Raw genomic sequence first — 23412 nt, 5'->3', positions numbered from 1 at the left:
ATCCGCCTGGGGCCAATATCCAATTTGAAATGTTCATTTTGCAATTTGCAATCTGCCGCGGTCCAACCACGGATACACCGAACAATACGTTTCGCGTTCGCTCGCATCCCCGCCACCGCTGTGTGGGCGAACGACGGGAAGGAGGGGGAGAATTGCAAATTGCAAATTGAACATTTCAAAATGCAAATTGAAGGGTGGGGTGGAGAGAAGAGGCTGGGAAGGGGAATGCGGCGGCGGATGAATCGACGACTCGGGGCGTGTTGCCCGCCGGGCATCCGCCTGGGGCCAATATCCAATTTGAAATGTTCATTTTGCAATTTGCAATCTGCCGCGTCTGCCGGACACACCGCGCGTCCACTTCCAGCTTCCGCCCCGCTAGAGCGTGGGACCAACCGTCCAGGGTACAAATTCGTGGTCTCCGAATCCCAATTCCTCGCTATGCGTCAGCTTTCCGCTGGCCACTTCCAACGCAAAATCGAAGAATCGATCGCCGACCGATTGCAAATCTTCCCCAGCCAAGACCGGACCAGCGTCCAAGTCCATGTCCTCCTGTAGCGACTCGAACATCGGCGTATTGGTTGCGATCTTGATCACTGGCGTTGGCTTGCATCCAAAACAACTGCCGCGACCGGTCGTGAACATCACCAAATTCGCTCCTCCGGCCACCTTGCCGGTGACGCTTGATGGATCAAACCCCGGCGAATCCATGACCACCATTCCCTTGGACGTGACGGGTTCTGCGTACTGATAGAACGCCTCGATCGCCGTCGAACCACTCTTAGAGACCGCACCTAGCGATTTCTCGGTGATCGTCGTTAGACCGCCCGCTTTGTTTCCGACCGACGGGTTGTTGTCGATCTGTCCGCCATAGGTCGCGACGTGCTGCTTCCACCACTCGATGCGGTCCAACAGCGCCTGCGCGACGTCCGCCGACCGGCTCCGCCCCACCAACAGGTGCTCGGCTCCATACAGTTCGGTTGTTTCGGAAATCACACTGGTCCCACCGCAGGCGACGACACGATCCGAAACCACCCCCACCGCCGGATTCGCGGTCAATCCGGAATAGCCGTCGCTGCCGCCACATTCAACGGCCAAATTCAGATGGGATGCATCCGCGGTCTTTCGCGTGAATTGGTTGGCTCGATCGAGCACCTGTTCTAGCAACGCGTCCGCTTTTTCGATCGTGGCTCTGGTCCCGCCTTCGGTCTGCATCGTCAACATCGGCATCCCGTCGTCGCGTGTCAGAAGCGTGCCATCGGGCGAGTACAACGAAACCACACCGTGGTGTTCGGCCAGATATCCGGACGTCGTTTGTTCGCACCCCAAACCGATCACCAACGTCCCACCGACATTCGGATGGCGGGCGTAACCGGCCAGCACCCGCCCCAACATCTGGTGCTTGATGCCGTTGTACTGCATGGCACATCCGGTCGTATGCGTTGCCGCAAAAACGCCGTCCACGTTGGGCCAACGTTTCATTCGGTCCGCGGTAAAACGCTTGGCCACTTGGTGACAAACCGTCGCACTGCAATTGACCGTGGACATCAGACAAACGTAGTTCCGCGTGCCAACCCTTCCATCGGGTCGATGGAAACCTTCAAAGACACGGCTGATTGCCGGCGGGGGCGGAGGAGGCGAGATCGCCGACAGGTCGCCCGAAACGGTGTGGTGGTCGACCAAATTGTCCGAATGAACATGGTCGCCCGGCACGATCGCCTGGCTGGCGATTCCGATCGGTTGGCCATATTTCAACACTGGCTGCCCTGCGTCGATCGCGACGATCGCCACCTTGTGGCCTGACGGAATGTTGCGGCGCAGACAAATCGTTTTTCCATCGATCGTCTCCTGATCGCCGCGTCGAAGGTCCTTGGTCGCCACTGCGACCGAGTCGATTGCATTGAGTCGGATCAGACCGGCATCGAGTTCGAATCGTTGATATTTGCCATCCATCGCTTAAGTCCTATGGTTCCTCGCGCCGGATCCGACGCGTATATTCCAGTTGGTGTGTTCGATCACTGTACTTTACGAAACTGCTGCCACAATCTAACCACGATAAGGCAGCCTCCAAGCCAAACAAAAGCCGATGAAGATCCACGAATATCAGGGCAAAGAGTTGTTTCGCCAAGCTGGCGTCCCCGTCCTGGACGGCATCATTGCGAAAACGGCCGACGAAGCCGTCAAAGCCTACGAAAAGCTAGGCGGCAAGATTGCCGTCGTGAAATCGCAAATCCACGCCGGTGGGCGAGGCAAAGGTACCGTCAAAGACAATCCTGACCAACGTGGCGTTGTCGTTTGCAAGAGTGCGGATGAAGTTCGCGCGGCCGCCGAAGGCCTGCTGGGCAAAGTGCTGGTCACGATCCAAACCGGCCCCGAAGGCAAGACCGTCAACCAGGTCTTCGTCGAAACCGGCTGCGATATCGCTCGCGAACTCTACTTGGGCATCGTCATCGACCGCGCCAAGATGAAACCGGTCCTGATGGCTAGCACCGAAGGCGGTGTGGAAATCGAAGAAGTCGCCGAGCACACCCCTGAACTGATCTTCAAGGAACACTTTGATCCTGCAGTCGGGCTGGAAGCATTCCAGGTCCGCAAGCTTTGCAAAAAGCTGAAGATCGAAGGTGCTGCCGCCAAAGCCGCATTCAAGTTCATGCCAGCAATCTGCCGGTTCTTTGTGGACTACGACTGTTCGATGGCAGAGATCAACCCGTTGGTGATCACCGGCGACAACCAAATGATCGCGTTGGACGCGAAAATTGACTTCGACGGCAATGCGCTGTTCCGCCACAAGAATCTGCTGGAATACCGCGACCTATCCGAGGAAGAACCTAGCGAAGTTCGGGCCAGCGAATCAGGCCTCAGCTACGTCAAACTGGAAGGCAACATCGGTTGCTTGGTCAACGGAGCCGGGTTGGCGATGTCCACCATGGACATCATCAAGTACCACGGCGGCAAGCCAGCCAATTTCTTGGATGTCGGTGGTGGTGCCAATACCGAACAGGTCACCGAGGCATTCCAGATCCTGCTGTCGGATCCCAACTGCAAGGGTGTGCTGGTCAATATCTTTGGTGGTATCGCTCGCTGCACCACGATCGCATCGGCCATCATCGAAGCCAGCAAGATTGTCGGGTTCACTGTCCCGTTGGTCGTCCGCTTGGAAGGGACCGAAGTGGAAGAAGGCCGCAAGATGTTGGCCGAATCGGACGTTGACATCATCAACGCGACGGACATCACCGACGCCGCCAAAAAGATCGTCGCGGCTGCGGGTTAAACAGGGCAACGGATGCTCGTTCTGCGGCGATTCGTCCCGCGGGACAGGCGTCTTTTGAATCCTGCCCTGTCTTTCTAAAAAACAATTCCCACAATCTAAAACCGTCCTCTCATGTCCATCCTGGTCAACAAAAATACAAAAGTCATTTGCCAAGGCATCACCGGCAACGCGGGTACCTTCCACTCGCTCGGTTGCCGCGATTACGGCACCCAAATGGTCGGTGGCGTTACACCGGGTAAAGGTGGCCAAAACGTCGAAGGCATCCCCGTCTTCGATACGGTCGAAGAAGCCGTGCACCAAACCGGCGCCGACGCGACCATGATCTTCGTCCCGCCACCGTTCACGGCCGACGCCATCTTGGAAGCCGTCGACGCGGGCATCAAAGTCATCGCGGCGATCACCGAAGGCGTACCAGTCCTGGACATGGTCCGCGTCTACGAAAAGGTCAAAGCCAGCGATTCGATCTTGATCGGTCCCAACTGCCCCGGCCTGATCACTCCCGGTGAGTGCAAGATCGGCATCATGCCTGGTTACATTCACCAACCCGGTAAAATCGGCGTGATGAGCCGCAGTGGTACGCTGACTTACGAATCGGTTTGGCAAACCAGCAACCTGGGCCTTGGTCAAAGCACCTGTGTTGGCCTTGGTGGCGACCCGATCGTCGGCACCAGCTTTATCGATCTGCTGAAGATGTACCAGGAAGACGACCAAACCGAAGCGATCTTGATGATCGGCGAGATTGGTGGATCGGCAGAAGAAGAAGCCGCTGCGTTTGCGAAAGAGCACGTCACCAAGCCAATGGCCGCCTTCATCGCCGGACGCACCGCGCCTCCCGGAAAACGAATGGGCCACGCTGGTGCAATCATCAGTGGCGGAAAGGGAACCGCCGAAGAAAAGGTCGCTGCACTCGAAGACGCCGGTATCGTCGTCGCTCCGACGCCTGCCGACATGGGCGATGCCGTCGTCAAAGCGATGGCCAAGAAGTAACTCGGCCCTTCTCCCACAAGCCGATCTCTATCACGCCGCGTGCAATGCCGCGGCGTAACCCAGAACGTCCTCTCGCTGTTGGCAATAGGCCAGCAGCGATTCGAAGGCAGTCGGGTCGCCAGCATCTTTCGCTCGGCCAGCAATCTCGATCAGCATTGGAACGATCCGTTGCGCCGGCACATCAGCCGGAACCAGTTCAATCGCTGCGGTGACCGCTTCACCGTGCCGCCCGATTCTGTCCAACAGATCGACGTAGGTTTCAATCGCACCGGTACCGTGCTCGGCGACATCGACCGTGCTTGCCTTGCGCTGAAACAACTTCAACCCGGCGTCGACATTCTGCCCCAACAGGACCGAATAGAAGGCCCCATAGGCAGGATAGAAGTCCACAAACGGTTCGTCCCCGGGATACTGAAATTGGTGATGAAGGCGACGACCGTATTGTGTCAGTTCCCACGCCTTCTTCAGCAGGGCCGGATCATCCAACACCGTCGCTACACGAACCGTCGCGGCCAAGTGGGTCGTGTCCAAGTGATACCCGCCGCCCTCTAGAATCCAGCGGCGGCTTTCGATCATATCCCCCAAAGATTCGTCTTCACCCGCCGGCGGCTCGCCGTCCTTCTGTGCGATATCCGATCGCACCAACGAACAAAGTTCACCGTACAAATGGTTCAGCAAGCACGTCGACGCTGCCTTTCGGTCCGGCATGCTGCGGGCCACGATCGATTGTTCGTACAGCGTGACACTGTTGCAGGTCCCTTGATGGTCGATGACCGCCTGAAAGCCTCGCGCGACATCCACGCCTTCGTGCAAAAGCACCTGGATCATGTCGTCATAGTTGTCGTCCGTGATTTCGATCTTGCTGATCAATTCACGCGCCAGTTCCATATCGGCGGTCGGCCGCAAATACATCCATCCTTCGGCGACGCGGCCGTCCTGCACCAAGATAGTCCCGGCTTCACGACAAGCCTGCAACAGCCCCAGTTCCAACTGGCGTTCGACTTCTTCGGACCGCGCCGGTTCCTCACCAAACGGAACCAATGGCAATCCGACCTGATGGCGAACGCGCATCTTCATCGCTTCGAACAGCTCCATCGCGCTGCGTTCTTGGCGAAAGTGTTCAATCATCTGGTCCAGCATCACGGCGGGCTCGGACCGATGCTGGGCAAGCGAAGCGAAGATCTCTGCAGGCTTATTCATAGCTTCCATATTCAAGTTTTTTTAGTCGCAAGCGAGGGAACGTTCACCGGCACCCTCGTTCACTTTAGCTGGGTCGGACCCGATCGTTGGCCGAAATCTATTGCCGATCCGCGTAGGCCTTCAATTGATTGATCAGAGCATGCAGTTCCAAGGCTGCCGTCGGCAACAGAACCTCGCAGTGCTGAGCCACATCGGCAAGGGGTCCCAGCACCGCGTTGCAGGCCTGCGAAACTTCAATCGAATAGGCTTTGGCTTCGCGGACTTTGGCCTGGGTCAGCCGCAGCCGTCGCTCGGCCACCTGGACTCGTTTGACCGCCTCGGTTGCCGCCGGACGATCCGACGCACGCACCGCAGAACGTTTCTGAGCCAATTGATCTTTGGCCTCGTTCAAATAACGTTCGGCCAACTGAACTTGGTGACGCCAATACTTGGGCCGGTCTTGCGAAAAATATTCCTCCGCGCGATGGACCAACATCCGCACCTCTTGCAATGTCTTGTCCCAATCGCCGGACAATCCAATCAAGCCATCGTGAAAGACTTCGAGCGCTTCGATACTGCGAACGTTGCTGGCGGCCATCAAACTAGCGTCCTAAATAGGCGTCGATCTGTTCGGCCTTCCGCATCAGGTAGGGGACGTGTTCTTCGGTCGTCTGGATCAGGCGCGCCATCTGTCGCATCTGAGCGGTGAATTCGTCCGAAAACTTTCGCTGCTGTTCGTCACGCCACGTCTGTTCTAACTGGTTCATCTGAGTCGCCAAACCTGTCGAACGCTGTTTCATTTCTTCGGCGAAACGATGCAGCTGAGACGCAAATTGGCGAAGCTGGTCCGGATCCACAACGGCTTGATTCATCAGAAACTCTGGGGATGTGTCGATTGGTGAAGAGATCAAAACAGACAGGAATCGTTCACGTCAGCATCATTTTCACTTGCCCAACGCGGCTTGTTTGGCAAGTTCCTGTTCGGCCTGTTGGAGTGCCGATCGGTACTGCGCTAGCGTCAGCACAATGCCTAGCCGATCCGCGGTTTCGCAAAGCAACCGCAGCGCGAACACCCGTGTTCGCAGCGGAGCAACAACCGCCCGCCGCAGTGCGCAAGCTCGGAAGGCAACCATCGCGTCCAAGTCCTTTCCCATCGCCAGCAAACACTTCCCCCGAATCAAGTACGCCGATGGTGACAGTTCCCAGTGACGCAGCACGGGATCCAGTTCATCCAACGCGTCGTCGAACCGCTCGGCTTCGTACATCGCTTCCCCTAGCGTGACGCGAAGGTGCACCAAGCTTGGGTCACGATTGATCCGCGATTGACAGACCTCGATCCGCCGCATCGCCCAATCCTGCTGGCACCGACTGAGTTCACGATCGGTTTCCGCGGTGTCCAACCGGCTGGCCAGTTCGCTGACTTCACGCAACTGCTGCAACGACCGCGACAAAGTCGCCTCTTCGAATTCCCACAGCAAATCGGCATCATCGGGAAAGATCTGCAGCGCTTGCTGCAGCACTCGGCGAGCATCGATTGGATGGTTCTCGTCTCGATAAATACGGGCCAGTTCCAAGAACGAATCCAAGTCCGCAGGATTCGCCTTCAGATGATGTTCAAGCTGTTGACGACGCTGCAGCTGCAACTTGGGCTTTGGCTGGTCAGCGGAAGTTCCGGCCGAAACGGGATTGGGTTCGGCAAGTTGGCTGGACATCGATAACGAAGCAACGGTTCCGTCCGGAACCGACGTGGTAGGTGATTCGCCAAGCGTTTGCTGCAACGGATGGGTCGTGACGGATGCACCTGCGTCCTTGGCGATGTTTTGACCAACGCCGCCGCTTTGAATCGATTCATCACCCGACACACCCGCCAGCTGATCATCTGAACCGTCTGATTCGTCCAAGGAAATTCGCGGCAGATCGCTCGCTTCGACCAGTTCCCATCGCCCCGATTGACCATCAAACGAAGCCGAAGATGCCGCCTTCAAATGTGTGTCCGATCCATTCTCGGAGGGCGTTGGCATGATTGTCTGCTCACAAGGTGATAAGGGGCATATCCCTATTGTGAACCATGCCGGGCCAAGCCGCAAACGCGTGCACGGTTTCACGCCACCGATTTTGCAAACTGGCGCCAGCCAAAGCTTGAAAATTCCGGCTCATCCGTCGGAAGGGAGCGCCCGAGGTTTTTGCAGGCATGCTCCGATGTCCGAATGCTTAGTGATGGATGGCGTCCCTATTAAAAACACCCCACCGGCATGGCGAGCATGCCGGTGGGCCACGAAGCACCTTCGGCGCATCGGAGACCAAGCTATTCCTTGGCAAGTTGCTCCTCAGCAGAGCTCGCTTCCGCTTCACTTGGCAAATCAATTCTAACGCATCGAAATGGTCGGCTCAAATTTCGGACATCGGAGCAATTCCTCCGAAAACCTCGTCCCTGGGTACGGCGCACCCTTCCGACGGATGAGCCAAAATTCCTCGGCAACCAGGACACCAATGGCAACACGCGACACAATCATCATCCGTTTCCGCCCCATCCAAAACGCAGCCGTTTGGCAGTGTGGACATCGCCCCGCACGACCGCGCCTCGAAACTCGCGGCCCGGCGAACGAAGGCCCGTAATCGAAGACCCGTAATCGAAGACCCGTAATCGAAGACCCGTAATCGAAGACCCACCATCGCATGATTCGACAACAGCCGGGCGATCGTCACGTGATGCCTCTAGCCGGCCGCGTTGACCACCGCGCGATACAACCCCTGACTTCGTCCGGCATCCAAGGCAACGGGATTGAAGGTACCGGTCCATTGTTTCAGCGAATCATCGGCCAACACGTCGATCTCGGACTCGGCAATCGACAGCTCGCTTAGCGATGTTGCCAGTCCGGCTTCGCGCAACCATCCGGTGACAAGATTCGCCAAACGCTCGGGGGCGTCTTCATCCCTGGTGCTGGGTTCCACTTCACGCATCAGTTCGCCGTACCAATCGGCATGCTGAGCCCCATTCATTCGAATGACAGCCGGCAACATCATCCCGACCGCTTGACCGTGCGTCACCGCGTGCCGTGCCGTCAATGGGTTCGCTGTCGCATGGGCAGCACCTAGCATTGATGTTTCGATGGCCATCCCGGCAAAGCAGGCCCCCAGCTGCATCTGGCCACGCGCCTCTAAATCAGACGGATCGGCAAGCACGCGAGAAAACCCATCTGCCAACATCCCAAATGCGCGTCGACTGTAGGTCACCGACATCGGATTGCGCCGCTTGGTGACGTAGGTTTCGATCGCGTGCGAGATCGCATCGATTCCCGTCAACGCGGTCACACGCTGGGGCTGAGTCAGGGTCAACACAGGATCCAGAATGGCGATCCGACATGCGGCGCGGGGATCGCCGCAAGCCATTTTCACATGCGTATCGACGTCGCTGATCAACGCAAATGACTGAGCTTCGCTTCCAGTTCCCGATGTCGTCGGGATTGCGATCATCGGTAACAATTCGCCCGTCGCTTTGCCGACACCATGATAGTCGTGGATGGTGCCACCGCACGAATAGACGAAGTTGATTCCCTTGCAACAATCCATGCTGCTGCCGCCGCCCAGCCCAACCAGCAAGTCGGGCTTCACTTTGGCCGCATGCCGAACCCCTGCGTCGACCATTGCGGACGTGGGATTTTCAGCAAAATCGTGAAACGACTCCACCCGCAGCCCCGCTGACTTCAGCGAGGCGATCGCGGCTGCGTCGTGCCCCGCCTCCATGATCCCTCGATCACTAACGACTAACACACAGCCAGGACGGAAGCTGGCGGCCAGTTCACCCAGACGCGATATCGTTCCATCGCCGAAGATGAAACGCGTGCGGCTTTGAATGTCAAAAGGCTGCATGGATAGCCGGTCGAATAGGGGAGGGGGGGGGGGAAGGAGAGACAACACAGGCCGCACCAAACGACAATCGACGTTGCCGCCAACCAAGGCTGCCGGTGGGAAGGGGGGGGCCGCTTCGTTAGGGAGCCAACGGCGTCAGGTCCAAATGGTCGTCAAGGCTGCTTTGCAACTGCTGCAGTTCAGCAAACAATTGTTTGACCAATGGCTTTGACTGCGGATCGTCCGCCAAATCATGCATTTCTTTTGGATCGGCTTGCACATCGTACAGCCGCAACACACCCGCATCGGGATAGGCAATCAATTTGTATTGGTCGGTACGAATACTACGTTGTTTATCAAGGTAGGCACCATAGATCGATTCGTAGGGACTCTGTGCCGACTGGTCCAACATTGGGATCAGACTATGAAAGTCGACATGATCCGGCTTGTCGACTTTGGCCAACTGCAATGTCGTTGGCATGATGTCTTGCAGGTAAACCGGATGATCGATCTGGCGACCGGGCTGGCCACCCGGACGAACCACCATCAGCGGCACACGGACACTGTGATCGTAAAGATTTTGTTTGCCGATCAAACCATGCTGTCCGACCGCCAATCCATGGTCAGCGGTAAAGAAGATCCAGGTATTGTCCGCTTTGCCAGTCTTTTCAATCGCATCCAAGATTCGCCCGATCATGACATCCATGTGCGTGATGATCGCGTAATATTCTTGACGATGAACTTTGACCGCCTCAGGTGTGCGAGGGAACGGAGCGAGTCGTTCGTCACGTAGACCTGGCCCACATCCAATCGCATCGGCGTACGGATAGTTGCTCAGAAAATTCTCGGGAACGGCGATGTCGTCGACCGGATACTTGTCAACGTATTCCTGGGGCGATTGCCGCGGATCATGCGGTGCATTGAACGCCAAGTACATGAAGAACGGATCGGGATTCTGGCTGGCATCTTCCAAGAACTCGTCAGCATGGTTAGCGACCACTTCGCTCCAATGCGTACCGCCCTGCCAGTACCCACCGAACTTCGGATCCGAAGGCGACCACGGATCGCTGCCATCGGGCAGCGGACGATTGTAGCCGGCCTTGTTATCCTTGGGCATTCCGGGACGAATGTCGCGGGCCACATCGAAGGATCGCTCTGCATTGGCTTTGCAGTGCCATTTGCCGGTCATGTAAGTTCGGTAGCCAGCCGACTTCAAGTATTCGCTCCACCACCGCCCCTCGGTACGTTCGCGTTCCGAACGGTCATAGATCGAATTCGCGCTCCAAACAAAACGTCCAGAGTTCAACATCGTCCGACTGGCAACACAAACCGCGCCGCTCCACGATCCCATGTTGTAGGCGTGTGTGAACGTGGTGCCGCGACGCACCAGACGATCCAAATTCGGTGTTTCAACCTCAGGATTGTTCAGTCCGCCGATCGTTTCAAAGCACTGATCATCAGCAAAGATGAACACGATGTTCGGCCGCTGATCACCATCGTCGCTGTCGTCTTGCGCAAACGCGACACGGGTCCCCGCCACGCTAACCAATGCCAAGATCGTTGCGAACGCGGTTCGCAGTGTCGGCAGATTGAATTGGACGAAGCCCAACGACAGGGTGGAAATACCAGAACGTATCATCGACGGTTCCATAGCGAAGGCGGGCGGCGTTCCCACTGATCAAACGCGTCCAGAAAACGCGGTGCCGACGAACGTTCATCGTCACACCATTGAAAAGCTGGAAAACCGGAAAATCTCGCCTTCCAGTGTCTTCGCTGCGATCAAACAAGTCAATTCCGCTGCCAATCGACCTGCCCGCGGAATCGCGATCAGGATTCCAACGCCATCCCGCCGGCGCTGTCGACAAACAACACACGCGGCAGGTCACCGGCCATCCATTCCATGCGTTGGTAGAGTTCCATTTCGTTCCCTTCGTCGGGAGTCTGGAACCCCAGCAAAACGATCGCAGCCGAGCGGGACGCTTCGGCGATCACTTGGGCGGGCGACCGACTAGACACGATCACCTCGGGCACAATCGTAATTCGCGACGAAGCCCCGAGCTCGATCAAGTGCTTTCGAACCTCCTGTTCGGCTTCTTCATTTTCGACCACACGAAGCAGACGAATCGGGTTGTCTCGCCATCCCGGGTTTTGGTGCAGAAGGTGCGCAAGCAACATCATCAAAGCGCCATTTTCCATTCCCCGCCACCAAACGTCGATCGTCCCCGCCGGCACCTTCCAGTGTTCGTCCACGTCGCTGTGGTCGTCGGAATCGTCGCCGCGGTGCGACAGAAAACGCATGGCCAGGATGCTGCGGTTCATGCGTGCAATCAAACGGATATTGGCGCCGAACGCCTCGGCTCTGGACTGGTCTCGCGGCCATCCCATCAAAACCGTGTTGGGCCGCAATCCACCGATCCCAGAACATTGGATCAACGCTTCGATCCCGTCGGACAAAATCGCGTTGCAGGTCACCGCCGGGAACGCTTCGAGTTGCTCTTTGGCGATGAAGTTACGCAGCACCTTTTCATACCGATCGCGGCGTTCGGCATGGTCTTCGATATCGCCACTGACCACCTGGGCCAACGTCAACATGCCGTGCCCAGATGTCAGCCAATGGCCGTAGATCGGAATATGGCTACGCGTCCAGCCGGTCCCGCTGAGCGCCATGATGATCGGCCGCCAATTTTTGGGGTGGTAGGCTTCGACTTCTAATTTCAACAGAGCTTTGCGAGCACGTTCAAAGATGACCCCGCTTTGCAGATCCCCCCAACGCGATTCGATCTCGCGTGACCGGATGAACCAGTGCAAACCGGCAATGAACAAGATCGAAACGGTAGCCCAAATCCAATTGACCAAAAACATCACGCCCAAGCACCCCAAGGTGCCAGCCAGTGATGTCATCCAGTGACTGTAGCGAAAGGTCGGACGATAGCTGGGGTTTTTCGTGACCGCTTCGTAAAACGTCGCCAGGTTCAGCAACCCGTAGGTGATCATGAAAAACATGGTGATGATCGGCGCGATCGCGTTCAGATCTCCCAACACAATGCAGACCTGGGCGATCGCAAACGTCAACACCGTCGCGCGGCGGGGTTCATTGGTCAGCCCACTGCCGGCGCCAAAGAACCTTAGCGAGCGAAAGATTTCGTCGCGTGCGAAAGCCTGCAGAATTCGCGGTGCGCCCATCATGCTGCCCAGCGCCGACGAAAGTGTCGCCGCAAAAACCCCGGCCGTGATCGCAATCGGCCATAACGCAATGTCGCGAATCACCATGTTGTTGGCGGTCAATTCGTCGGGCGAACGGGCACTTCCCAACAGGAATACTTGCGACAGGTAAACCACGGCTGTCACAGCGATCGCCAACAACGTTCCGGTCGGAATGGATTTCGACGGATTGGCCAAGTCACCAGACATATTGGCTCCTGCCATGATGCCTGTCACCGCAGGAAAGAACAACGCAAACATCGTGAACCAATTTTCGCCACCCAAGTAATGGGGGGAAAGGTTGGCTCGCAGGTAGTCCGGATTGAAGTCCTGAATTGCACCGACATAAAACGAACCGATCGCGGCAACCAAGATCGCCAGGATGAAATACTGGACCTTGATCGTCCAACCGGCACCGACGTAAACACACAGAAACACGCCGACATTGACCAGACTGGCGATCGCAGTGAATTCGTCCGCCCACTGAGGAAACGTGACGGCAAACGCCTCGGTAAACCCGATGATGTACATCGCGACCGAGATCGCCTGGGCCGCGAAGAAAAGAATCCCGATCGCACCGCCAAATTCGACGCCCAACGATCGGCTGATTAGGTAATACGCCCCACCACCCTTGACCCGAGTGTTCGTCGCAATCGCCGACAACGACAACGTCGTCAGGGTCGTGATCGCCTTGGCTGCCAACACGATCAGCACCGCGTTGATGATTCCCGACTGCCCGACCACCTGGCCGAATCGCAGGAACATGATGACACCCAGGATCGTCAACGTGCATGGCGTGAACACACCACCGAACGTTCCGAACTTGGCAGGTCCGCTGACCTGGGTATCAGAAATCTTGTTTGACAATTTTGACTTCCGTGCGGCACCCGATGCCAAATTCGGCAAAGGTGCCAATGAAAAATAAACGAACGTCCGCGCGGCTCAACTTGGCCCGCTAACCCAGATAGGGTGACGACGACGTGTCTATTTTGAATTTCACTTTGGTCGCACTATCATTCTTCATTTCCAAGACTTCGACGGTGGCGCCGACCAACTTGACTCGATCACCCTGCGACAAAATCTTCTGTTTGACGTCCATCAACAAACCGCTGACCGTGTCTGCTTCGTCGGATTCGTCTAGCGGAATCGAAAGCTTGCGACGAACTTCGTCCAACCCCGTCAAACCATTGACGATGTATTCGCCCGAACCAGCCGGCACGACATTGGGATCGGCATTATCAAATTCGTCATCAACCTCACCCACGATTTTCTCCAGAACATTCTCCAGAGTCACCATGCCGGTGATCGTTCCGTATTCGTCGATGACAAAAGCCATCAACTGGTGCGTCGCTTGAAAGTGCCTCAGAACATGGCTGATCGGCATCGTTTCGTGCACCTTTTTAGGCGGACGAACGATCGATCGCAAATCAAAATCTTCGACATCGGCGGGGATGACCAACAGGTCCTTGATGTGGATGACCCCGATCACTTTGTCCAGCGAACGATCACACACCGGGTAACGAGTGTGCATGGTCTGGCGCACCAGCTCGCGTAGGTTGGCCACCGGTTCGTTGATGTCAAAAAAGACGACGTCACCACGCGGCAACATTACGCGGCGGACAATCATGTCGTCAAACTCGAACACATTGTTGATCAGCGAGTGCTCGTTGCGAGACAGATTCCCGTGCACGTGTGCTTCGCGCAGCAAGGCTCGAATTTCTTCTTCGGTGTTGGCCCCATCGTGATCAGCGGCTCCCTTAATCCCCACCATCCGAAGCAGAAACGATGTGACCACGTTCAATACCGTCAGGAACGGGAACAGGATCACATAGAAAAACTTCAGCGGCACCGCACACCACAGCAACATCTGCTCGGGCCGCCGGATCGCAAAGATCTTGGGAAACTGTTCGCCGACGACCAGGTGCAAACCGGTAATCACCGAAAACGCCAGCGTGAATCCCAGCACGTGCATGACGCGCGGATCCGTGACTCCGCCCCACGCCAACACTGGTTCGACCAATCGCGCAAAGGCGGGCTCCCCCACCCAACCCAAGGCCAACGAAGCCATCGTGATGCCCAATTGGCAAGCCGACAGCGATTCGTCCAAGCGTTTGGCCAGCCATTTGGCGGTCCCGGCAAACATCTTGCCGTCTCGCGCCAACTGTTCAATCCGAGAGATCCGAACCTTCACCAACGAGAACTCGGCGGCCACAAAGAAGCCGTTCAGAATGATCAACAACACGGCCGCGCCCAGGTAGATCAGCGTTACCGACAAGTCGCCGTTGGTCGCGACTTCGGACTCCTGGCCGCCAACCTCACTTGCTGTAGAAGCCAAAAGTGAAGTCACCGAACCGATCATGCTGTCCATTCTTAATCCAAGAGGTTGAGTCCGTCGTGTCGCGGAAAAACCGTTTCAAAACGGGCCTCGCGGCGCAAAGCATACTCAATCTGGAAGATCTGCACCGGGACAATGGTTCAGATTTCTGCCCCCCGTGCTGCCACAGCAGGCACATCGCCCTGCTATCAAACGCCATCGAGGGCAAAGCGGGTTCGCCGATCCGGCCCCCATTCATGCGCACCACGGCGGATCAGTCGGTGCGTGGCAGATACAGGTCCACTTGGTCATCCCCGAAGATCCGAAACTTCACACCGTGCTGCCAAAGTCCAAAATAGGGCTGGAAGGGGTCCGGATGCCCCGATGCTTTTTCATAGAAGGGCCACATCAAGTAGTCCCGCAGCAACGCGTCGCAGGCGATGAAGTAGTAAGCCGGCCGCAACGTTGTCGGCAACGGTCCGGCGTCCAACTGTTCCACCAACCCAGCCACATTCTGCTGGATCATCGTCAACAAATTTGATTTTTCGGCGGCATCTTTGGGATGCTTTGGCGGCGTTCCGATCAAGACCCGAATCGACGGCAGCGGGTCCAACGCCATCGCGACTTCGGAATCGCCGACCGAAATCGCCAAGTCTCGGACGTTGGTCAACCACTGTGTGGCCCATTGGCTGGCCAGTTCCGGATCCAGCGGCTGTGGATTTCGCACGACAAAATAGGCGTCTCGGCCGCCTTGGGGACGCCGATCATCACCAGCCAATTGGAACAGTTCGCTGATCCGACCAGCCAACGCGGGCCCGATCTGCGGATCACCAAAATCCAGATCATGCAACAGCGGGCCCAGCGACTTGCCATCGGGACGAAAAGTCTGAAAGAACCCAATCAATGAATCCGGATCATCGGGGTTCTCGGGAGACAACGCCGCGTGGTCGTGAAATTTTCGAATCAGGGCTTCGTTGTTCATGCTTCAGCATTGCGGGATTTGGACGATCGTCAGGAGCTGCCGTACACCCCTAGACTACAATCAAGGCAAATCGGCGATCACCATATTAGCCATTTGCAGCAAAGTTCCCTTTTCAAACTGCACATTTTTGCTGGCGACCGTGTACTCGGCCAGTGACAAAAAGTACCGACTTTGGGCCTCGCTGATGCGTCGCTGGGAATCCAACAGCTGCTCCAGATTGACCGGCAACCCAGCATGCCGGTTCGCCTGCAGCACTTCGAGCGCCTCGCTCGCAGCGATATAGCGGTTCATGTTGGTTTGCATTTGGGCGTAGGCCCGATCAACGTCCGCGACCACCGACATCAGGTCGTGCAATATTTGGCGTTCCTGTTCCTGCAAGATCGCTTTTTCTCGCGAAATCTGGAATCGAGCGTGCCGGACCGCTGCGTGCCCTTGGCGAAACCCGACCGGCAGCCGCAATTCTAAACTGGCTTCGTATTCCTGATAGTCGAAAGTGCCGACCTCTTCCAACGCACTATCGTTGCCCGCCAAATTCTGGTCCAAGCCGCGGAGACGATAAATCGACACCAAGTCCAGCGACGGCATCAGGAAATTCTTGGCTGCCAAGAGTTCCATTTCACGTCGCTTCACGGTCAAACGCTGTTGCTGTAACTCGCTTCGCAATTGGATCGCTTCGGCCGAAATCGAATCCCAGTCAAACACCAACGGCGCCTCGTTGGGTTCGTCGGATGGGCGAATCAAGGTGCCATCGGAAAGCGGGAAACCAATCAGCAATCGCAGCCTCCGCTCGGCTGCCTGAACGCCACCAATTCCCGCAAACGTCCCGCCCGTGCTGGATTGATTGACCTGAGTCCGCTGAGTCAACTTCCCAGCGATCGCATCCTGAAGTTCGGATTTGAATCGATAGTACTGTTCGCGAGCCAGAGCTTCGGCAGCCCCCGATTTTCGGCTGCTGGTTTTCTGTGCCTGGTAGCTTTCCCAGGTTTCGCGGCTGCGTTCAAGCGCGGCCGCTTTGGCGTCCAGGTCGCGATACGCAAAGTACAGATCCCAATAGGCATTGATGACGTTGCTGACGAAATCACGCGTTTGCGATCGAAATTTGGCCGCCGTGATGTCGCTGTTGACTTTCGCGATCAGGATGCCGTTGTAAACGCCGGGCTGAGCCGCAGGACCAGCGATTCGGTTGAATGTTAGACCGCCACCCTGCATCAATGGCTGACGCATCTCGGCATGCAACTGGCTCTGCCAAGCACTGGGGAACAAGTTGCCAGTCGCGTTGTTGGCGTCGTAGTCGGTCACACTGCGAAGGGCAAATTGAGCACCTGTTGCGGTTCGCTTGGACAGCTGCAGGACATAGTCATGCGTGTCCTGTTTGAACGCGGTTGAACCGCCACCAAAGAAACGATTGTTGAAACGTCGGTCGTTGTTTTGCCATTTGCCAAATCCATAGACCTGAGCATCGTAAGCTGACAACGCGGCTTCGATACTGGCCTGCGGGTCGGTCTGTACCAACCCCAATGCCTCGGTCGTTGTCACAAGGCTGGGCGACCGCAGCACGGTCGCACCAAGATCACGAAGCACCTGTGCGTTACCGAGGGCCGTTTCGATCGCCTGCTGCAGCGACAGTTCACGGTATTGAGCGTTTTCGAAATCCTCGGGGCTGCGCAGCGTCATTGGCTGAGCGGTCCATTCGACCGGTTCGCTCGGCGGCGGCCCAGCGTCCACCTGTTGCATCAACGAATCGATGCTATCGGTGTTGTTTCCAATCGTCTGTGGAATGTCGCGGTACGATCGGCACCCCAATACCAAGACCAATCCGACCGCCAGCGCGCAGTGCCAGCGTCCGCCGCAGCGGATCGCATGGAAAACACGTTTCGATGGTAGGGAATTCATGACCGCAGTCGGAAAGCGCAGCAAGTTCGTCGAGATGGATTCAGACCCCGTTTAGAACGGGATTGCGCAGGATGTCCCACCGATCGGCACAACTGGCGCTATTCGCTTTATTCGTACAATCCAAGGGCTGCCGTCCAATCAATCCGAACGAAATCGCCCAGCCCGCGTCAGATCGTCATGAAACCCCGGTGTTTCACGCTCGATGCCTGCTGTCGCAGCTAAAATAGAAGCGGCTCACGGCGAACCACGATCCGCCAAGTCTGCATTGGCGTCCGGTGATGGGATCGCCTGAAACGTTTTCGTTCCCCTAGCTCCTCTGCGTCGCTGCGACGCCTTTTTTGTCATGCCTGACCGCCGTCCCCCGCTGGATCAGTCGCCCGCTGCGAGCCCCGGCTCGACTGGGGTGACACGTCCGGCGGCATCCGATGCCAGCGGCGACAGTTCACGAATCTGGGCTGATTCGCATCGCTTGATCGAACAGATGGAAATCGAAGCACGCACCTGTCCGGCGCTTCGCAGAGGTGAATCCGCCACCCATTTCGAAAATCTGTTGGCCGGTTTCCATAGCATCACCGGCGCCCAAGCAACGCATCTCTACGCCGTCGAAGATGGTCAACCGAATTCGCTTTCGCAGATCGGGTTGGCTGTGTTTGACGCCAAAGTCGACACGTCGGGAGCCGACGGGCACCCACATTGGTCATCCGACGGATCCACAACCGGCGCACGATTGCGAGTCAGTTTACCGCTGCTTCCGTCAACTCAATTGACCTGGGAAGCTCGCTTTGCGGCCCCCATCGCAGTCGATCGGCGAGCCGCATCGGAGCAACTGGCATCCGCGTTGATGGACCTCGCATCATCTGCATATCTGCGATGCCGAGTCATTCGATTGCAGTCCCACTTGGGCCAGATGGATGACCGCGAATCCTTCGTCGCCAGCTTGTACCGCGGTTCCAATTTAACCGAAACATGGACTTCGATCGCGGTTTCGGTCCAACGCATGACGGAAGTCGACCGGGTATCGATCTTGCGGATCGGCGGCGACCACGGCCAACATGGCGGGTCGCGAATGATCGCCACTTCGACTCCGTCGCACATCGACCACCGCGCGGACCATGTTCGATGGATGCAGCAAATGGTGGATACCTATGCGACCACCACGGACATATTTTCGGGCACAGCCGACGTGGAACCACGCGGGGACGCCGACCGTGACAAAATCGACGCTTGGCAAACCTATCGCAAACAAACCGATTGCCGAGACATTCGGATTGAATTCATCGGTGGCATCGCAGAAAACGCTTCGTCCCATCGGACCGGCGCGGCGTTCCCTGCGGCGGCAACGGAATCAACGGGACCGGTCGCCGCCATGGTGCTGGAACGATTTGGCACGGCAAGTGACACCGACCGTAAGGCGGACCGGGGCGTTCAACGGGACGCTGATTCCACCGGGTCAAACACGAGCGACCAACCCGCTTCACTTGATCGATACACGCCGCATCGTTGGACCATCACGCGAGCGATCCAGGATGCCATCGTTCGTGCTGATTCGCAAACACCAACGATGGCGGGCCGCGGAATCCAATGGGCATCGCGGCAAAGCAAAATCAGCATCGCGATCATTGCCGCAATCGTGATCGCTGCCGCTCTAATTCCGGTGCCGTTTAACCTTCCCGTCGAAGGACGCGTGGTCCCGGTCCGGCAATCACGACTATTTTCGCCCGCCGCCGGCGTTGTATCCGAGGTTTTGGTTTCGGACGGCGAAACCGTCCGCAGCGGCCAGGAACTGGTCGTCATGCGCAGCCCTGATCTGGACCTGAAGCAACAATCCCTGTTGGCTGCCTTGGACACCGCCCAAACCAAACGCGAATCGTTGTCGGCGCTGCGATCGACCACCCGCGACACGCAATCGTCCGCCGACGCTCGCGTGATCGAATCCGAAATCATCGGTCTGCAACGCCAACTCGACGCCATCCATCATCAACAGAAACAATTGACGTTGCGCAGCCCCATCGATGGTGTCGTTGATCAATGGAATCTGGTCGATTCCCTTTCGTCCCGGCCGGTCACCCATGGCCAGTACCTGCTAAGCGTGATCGCCGAATCGGAGGGTTGGAATGCCGAACTGGACATTCCCGACCAAGCAATCGCGTACCTGCCATCGCACGTCGACCAACCCGTGCAATGCACGTTCAAACTGCGCTCCGATCCGACGCAAACCTACCAAGGCACCATCGCCGACTTGTCGTTGACCGCGGACCTGAACGCAGAGGCAAAGTCCGTCGTCCGCGGCCGTGTGCCCATTCGCACCGGCGACCAAGAACGCCTGCGACCGGGTGCCACTTTGGTCGCAAAAATTCACTGCGGCAATTCTCCCGCCGGCTTCGTCTATCTGCGCAGTCTGATCCAATGGTACCGTCGCCAAATTTGGTTTTAACGAATCCTATGCTTCCTAAACGAGCCATCCAATCCGTCGTTCGCAGCACCGTTTGCCTGGTGCTGGGATGTGTCCTTTCGCATTCTGCGGTCGCGGATGACACGATCGCGATGGATGATTTGATTGTCACGGTCATCGAATCGATCGATGTTCCTGCGGGCCGAACCGGATCGATCGCATCCATGACCGTTCGCGAAGGTGACTCGGTAGCGACTGGCAAATTGATCGCCACGACCGACGACCGCGAAGCTCGTATCCGCCAAGCGATCGCCGCAACTCAGTTGGACGTTGCCCGGCGAAAAATCAAAGACGGTCTGTCCACCGAACAGGCCGAAGCCGCTGTAGGTTCCACACGCCAAGCTGCCAAAGAACAAGAGATGCTAAAGCGGGTGGCCAACAAAAAGGCAACCAACTTAGTCCGCATCGCCGCAACGGAAAAAGCGTCTGAAGTCGCCAAAAACGAACTCGACCGTGCTTTGGCCTCTCGCCGCGCATACGCCCAAAGCATCTCGACATCCGAGATCGAAGGACTCCGTTTAGCCTACGAAAAGTCGATCCTGGAAACTCAGCAAGCCAAGTCAGAGCACGAAATCGAAGAACTCAGTGCTCAAGCCGAGACAGAGGCGGCTGCCGGCCATCTGTGGCTGGTCCAGCAATCGAAACTGGAACTTCGTCAAGCGGAAGTCGACGAGAAGATCAACGAACTGAACCTAGAACTGGCCCGCCAACAAACCGAACTGGCAAACCTAGAAGTGCTGCGTCATCAAGTTGTCTCGCCAATCGACGGTGTTGTTGTCGAAATCCATCGGCGGCCGGGCGATTGGGTGACCGAGGGCGAACCGATGGTTCGTGTGATTCGACTGAATCGATTGCGTGCCGAAGGTTTCGCAAACCTGGACGACGTGTCGGCGCTGAAGCGATCGCCGCAAGTCAACCTGCGGATCCAAACGGCAGAATCAGTGGTGCAACGCAGCGGCAAGATCGTCTTCGTCAGTCCCGAAATTGACCCCGTCAACAAACAGGTTCGTTTTTGGGTTGAATTCGACAACAGCGATCTAGTGGTATTGCCCGGCATGCGACTTAGCCTGGAACTGACACCTTGATCACCAGCGGCACAGACAATGGTGGGCGACGCCAATCGAGCCACATGCCGGCCAAGCCGGTACAGCCTCGACTGCGCGCCGACCTAGTCCATCGACCCATCTGGTCGAACCGTCGCCAGGTCTGGGTGATCAAAGACCCGATCGCTGGAACGTTTTTCTATTTCAGTCCGCAAGAACATGCGATGTTGAGCTTGGCCGATGGGATCCGAGACCCCGGTGAACTCCATCACGCCGCCGCAAAACTGTTCTTGCCAGCCCGGCTTTTGCCACAACAAGTGGACCACTTTTTTGCGGACGCCCAGTCGAAAGGACTACTCGCCACGACGCCCGCAAAGCTGCAACGCCCCATCGATCGACAACCTTGGTGGATCAAACCGCTGGTCATTCGATTGCCAGGTGTCGACCCAAGCGATTGGCTATCCAGATTGGAACCACTCGGACGCGTCCTCTTTTCTAGACCTGCGTTGGCCGTCGCCGGTGCCATGACGATCATCGCGACCACGATTGTCGTGACACGTTTCGGAGAGTTCGCCGACGACATTGCCACCGCGGCAAGCCGTTTCGACCAGTGGTGGATGTTGCTGGCGGTGATCGGCGCGACCAAGGTCATTCATGAACTGGCGCACGCATTGGCATGCCAACGGTTCGGAGGCCGGTGCCGCGAAATGGGTCTGATGATCCTGTTCGGGGTTCCTTGTTTGTACTGTGACGTGTCCGATGCCTGGCTGATGGATCGACCCTGGAAACGAATGTTGGTATCGGCTGCCGGGATGATGGCCGAATGGGTCATCGCGGCGATCGCCACCTTGGTTTGGGTATCCACGATCGACGGCCCGATCCGCGATCTGTGCGTTACCATCATGACCGTGTGCTCGATATCAACCATCTTGTTCAATGGCAATCCGCTGTTGCGATACGACGGCTATTATTTGCTTTGCGATGCTGTTGGCATCCCGAACTTGGGCGGACGAGCTCGCGAACAACTTCGACATGTCATCCGCCGGTGGTGGTCCCAAGATTCGTCGGCGGCCGGTTCGCTTGCCTACGAAAACTCTCCGTCCCAGAACCGCGAAAATCGGTTTCTGGTCGGCTATGCGGTCGCCAGCGGCGTCTATCGAACGTTCCTGTATGTGGCGATTCTGTCGCTGTTCTACGCTTGGGCGGACCAGCGGGGATTCGGGGATGCCGTGCTGGCACTGGGATTCATCCTGTTGGCGACCTGGGGCGTACGTTCAGCCAAATCAGCGATACAACGTCAACGTCCGCAGGGGACGAAGAACCAAGCCGGAACCGGGCGATCGACGGTCTACCGCTTGGGCTGCGGCATCGCTCTGGCCGCATCGTTTTTGGTTCCGTTACCGTCCGGCGTGACCGCCCCCATGATCACCGAACCCGCCGACAGTGAAACGATGGTGGTTTCCAAGTCAGGCTTCTTGGACGAATCCGTTCGTCACGGTGAAACGGTCCGTTCGGGTCAGGTCGTCGCAGAATTGATCGACCACCCAACCGCCGATCAAAGATTGGCTTTGGAGACCAAGCGAGATCAAATTGAAACTCGCCTTGCGACCATACGCGATCGTCGCAGCATCGATCACCAATCCGCCTCGGCGATCCCCACCTTAGAACGCGGCTTGCAGGAAACCGTCAAACAGTTATCGGTTCTGCAACAGGAAAGCGACCGGCTACGGATACGCAGCCACATCGACGGCGTCGTCTTCGCCCCGCCGACGACGATTTCGCGAAGGTCAGACCAGATCACGACGACCACCTGGTCCGGAGCTCCCCTGGATCCTGTCAACCAAGGTGCGTTGCTATCCGACGGAACGACAGCGTGCACCGTTGGTGATCGGACACGACGCGAAGCGGTCTTCTACCTGAGGCAACAAGACATTGACCAAGTTCGAATCGGGCAGACTGCGATTTTAAGAGTGTCGGGGCATCCGCGTGGCAGTGTGAAAGGACGAGTAATCCAGATCGCATCGTCACCCGAACAACAGCTTCCCGATTCATTGATTCAAGCGGGACTGTTGACCCCATCCACCATCGACTCGCAGGCCACACCGTTCTACCCGGTGCGAGTTCAGATCGACCCACAGGTTCACGGCCTGCCCGTACGAATGATCGCTTGGGGACAAATCCAAGTCGAACCCAAGTCCATCTGGTCCCGCCTAAACCGGTGGTCCGGCGAATCATTCTGATTGA

At 57.1% G+C, this 23412-nt stretch carries 16 protein-coding genes; 5 read left to right on the top strand and 11 right to left on the bottom strand.

Annotation, left to right across the window (positions count from 1 at the left end; all coding sequences use genetic code 11):
• Positions 1-375 precede the first annotated feature (375 nt).
• Positions 376-1950 (bottom strand): UxaA family hydrolase, encoded by a 1575-nt coding sequence (locus K227x_RS07330; RefSeq protein WP_145168923.1) that lies wholly within the window; start codon positions 1948-1950, stop codon positions 376-378.
• Positions 1951-2083: 133 nt separating this feature from the next.
• On the opposite strand from K227x_RS07330, the gene sucC reads away from it, so the two are divergent.
• Positions 2084-3268 carry an ADP-forming succinate--CoA ligase subunit beta gene (gene sucC / locus K227x_RS07325; protein WP_145168922.1) on the top strand — a complete coding sequence of 395 codons (1185 nt, stop codon included), beginning with the start codon at positions 2084-2086 and terminating at the stop codon, positions 3266-3268.
• A 111-nt stretch (positions 3269-3379) separates the two neighbouring features.
• On the top strand, positions 3380-4255 hold the full coding sequence (gene sucD, locus K227x_RS07320) for a succinate--CoA ligase subunit alpha (protein WP_145168921.1): 876 nt from the start codon (positions 3380-3382) through the stop codon (positions 4253-4255).
• Between the two features lie 30 nt (positions 4256-4285).
• Here sucD and K227x_RS07315 read toward each other — a convergent pair whose 3' ends face one another.
• From K227x_RS07315 to K227x_RS07270, 10 genes are all read right to left on the bottom strand, one after another.
• Positions 4286-5455, bottom strand: coding sequence for a hypothetical protein (locus K227x_RS07315; RefSeq protein WP_145168920.1), 1170 nt, complete (start codon positions 5453-5455; stop codon positions 4286-4288).
• A gap of 97 nt (positions 5456-5552) precedes the next feature.
• Entirely contained in the window at positions 5553-6032 is a 480-nt protein-coding gene (locus K227x_RS07310) for a hypothetical protein (RefSeq protein WP_145168919.1), read from the bottom strand.
• A gap of 4 nt (positions 6033-6036) precedes the next feature.
• On the bottom strand, positions 6037-6306 hold the full coding sequence (locus K227x_RS07305; RefSeq protein ID WP_145168918.1) for a WXG100 family type VII secretion target: 270 nt from the start codon (positions 6304-6306) through the stop codon (positions 6037-6039).
• Positions 6307-6378: 72 nt separating this feature from the next.
• Entirely contained in the window at positions 6379-7455 is a 1077-nt protein-coding gene (locus tag K227x_RS31085) for a tetratricopeptide repeat protein (RefSeq protein WP_246146632.1), read from the bottom strand.
• Positions 7456-8149: 694 nt separating this feature from the next.
• Entirely contained in the window at positions 8150-9304 is a 1155-nt protein-coding gene (locus tag K227x_RS07295) for an iron-containing alcohol dehydrogenase (protein ID WP_145168917.1), read from the bottom strand.
• 118 nt (positions 9305-9422) lie between these two features.
• Positions 9423-10922 carry a sulfatase-like hydrolase/transferase gene (locus K227x_RS07290; protein WP_145168916.1) on the bottom strand — a complete coding sequence of 500 codons (1500 nt, stop codon included), beginning with the start codon at positions 10920-10922 and terminating at the stop codon, positions 9423-9425.
• A 188-nt stretch (positions 10923-11110) separates the two neighbouring features.
• Positions 11111-13351: an APC family permease gene (locus tag K227x_RS07285; protein ID WP_246146630.1), complete on the bottom strand. Its 2241-nt coding sequence runs from the start codon at positions 13349-13351 to the stop codon at positions 11111-11113.
• An 88-nt stretch (positions 13352-13439) separates the two neighbouring features.
• Complete coding sequence (locus K227x_RS07280) at positions 13440-14852, bottom strand: hemolysin family protein (protein WP_145168915.1); 1413 nt, start codon at positions 14850-14852, stop codon at positions 13440-13442.
• A 220-nt stretch (positions 14853-15072) separates the two neighbouring features.
• Positions 15073-15780 (bottom strand): apolipoprotein acyltransferase, encoded by a 708-nt coding sequence (locus tag K227x_RS07275; protein WP_246146628.1) that lies wholly within the window; start codon positions 15778-15780, stop codon positions 15073-15075.
• Positions 15781-15840: 60 nt separating this feature from the next.
• Positions 15841-17673, bottom strand: a complete 1833-nt coding sequence (locus K227x_RS07270) for a TolC family protein (RefSeq protein WP_145168914.1) — start codon at positions 17671-17673, stop codon at positions 15841-15843.
• A 343-nt stretch (positions 17674-18016) separates the two neighbouring features.
• Between K227x_RS07270 and K227x_RS07265 the strand changes: the two genes are divergently transcribed.
• From K227x_RS07265 to K227x_RS07255, 3 genes are read left to right on the top strand one after another with little or no spacing between them, the layout of a single operon-like run.
• The gene (locus K227x_RS07265; protein ID WP_145168913.1) at positions 18017-20107 is read left to right on the top strand and encodes an efflux RND transporter periplasmic adaptor subunit; all 2091 of its coding nucleotides are present in this window, start codon (positions 18017-18019) and stop codon (positions 20105-20107) included.
• A gap of 8 nt (positions 20108-20115) precedes the next feature.
• Positions 20116-21210: an efflux RND transporter periplasmic adaptor subunit gene (locus K227x_RS07260; RefSeq protein ID WP_218933837.1), complete on the top strand. Its 1095-nt coding sequence runs from the start codon at positions 20116-20118 to the stop codon at positions 21208-21210.
• Positions 21207-23408 (top strand): HlyD family efflux transporter periplasmic adaptor subunit, encoded by a 2202-nt coding sequence (locus K227x_RS07255; RefSeq protein WP_218933836.1) that lies wholly within the window; start codon positions 21207-21209, stop codon positions 23406-23408. Before K227x_RS07260 ends, K227x_RS07255 begins: the two co-directional genes overlap by 4 nt.
• Positions 23409-23412 lie beyond the last annotated feature (4 nt).

It is taken from the genome of Rubripirellula lacrimiformis (genome assembly GCF_007741535.1).
In the GTDB taxonomy this organism is placed as follows: domain Bacteria; phylum Planctomycetota; class Planctomycetia; order Pirellulales; family Pirellulaceae; genus Rubripirellula; species Rubripirellula lacrimiformis.
Note: the sequence above shows the minus strand (reverse complement) of the source record. Positions and strands in the feature narration are given on the sequence as shown.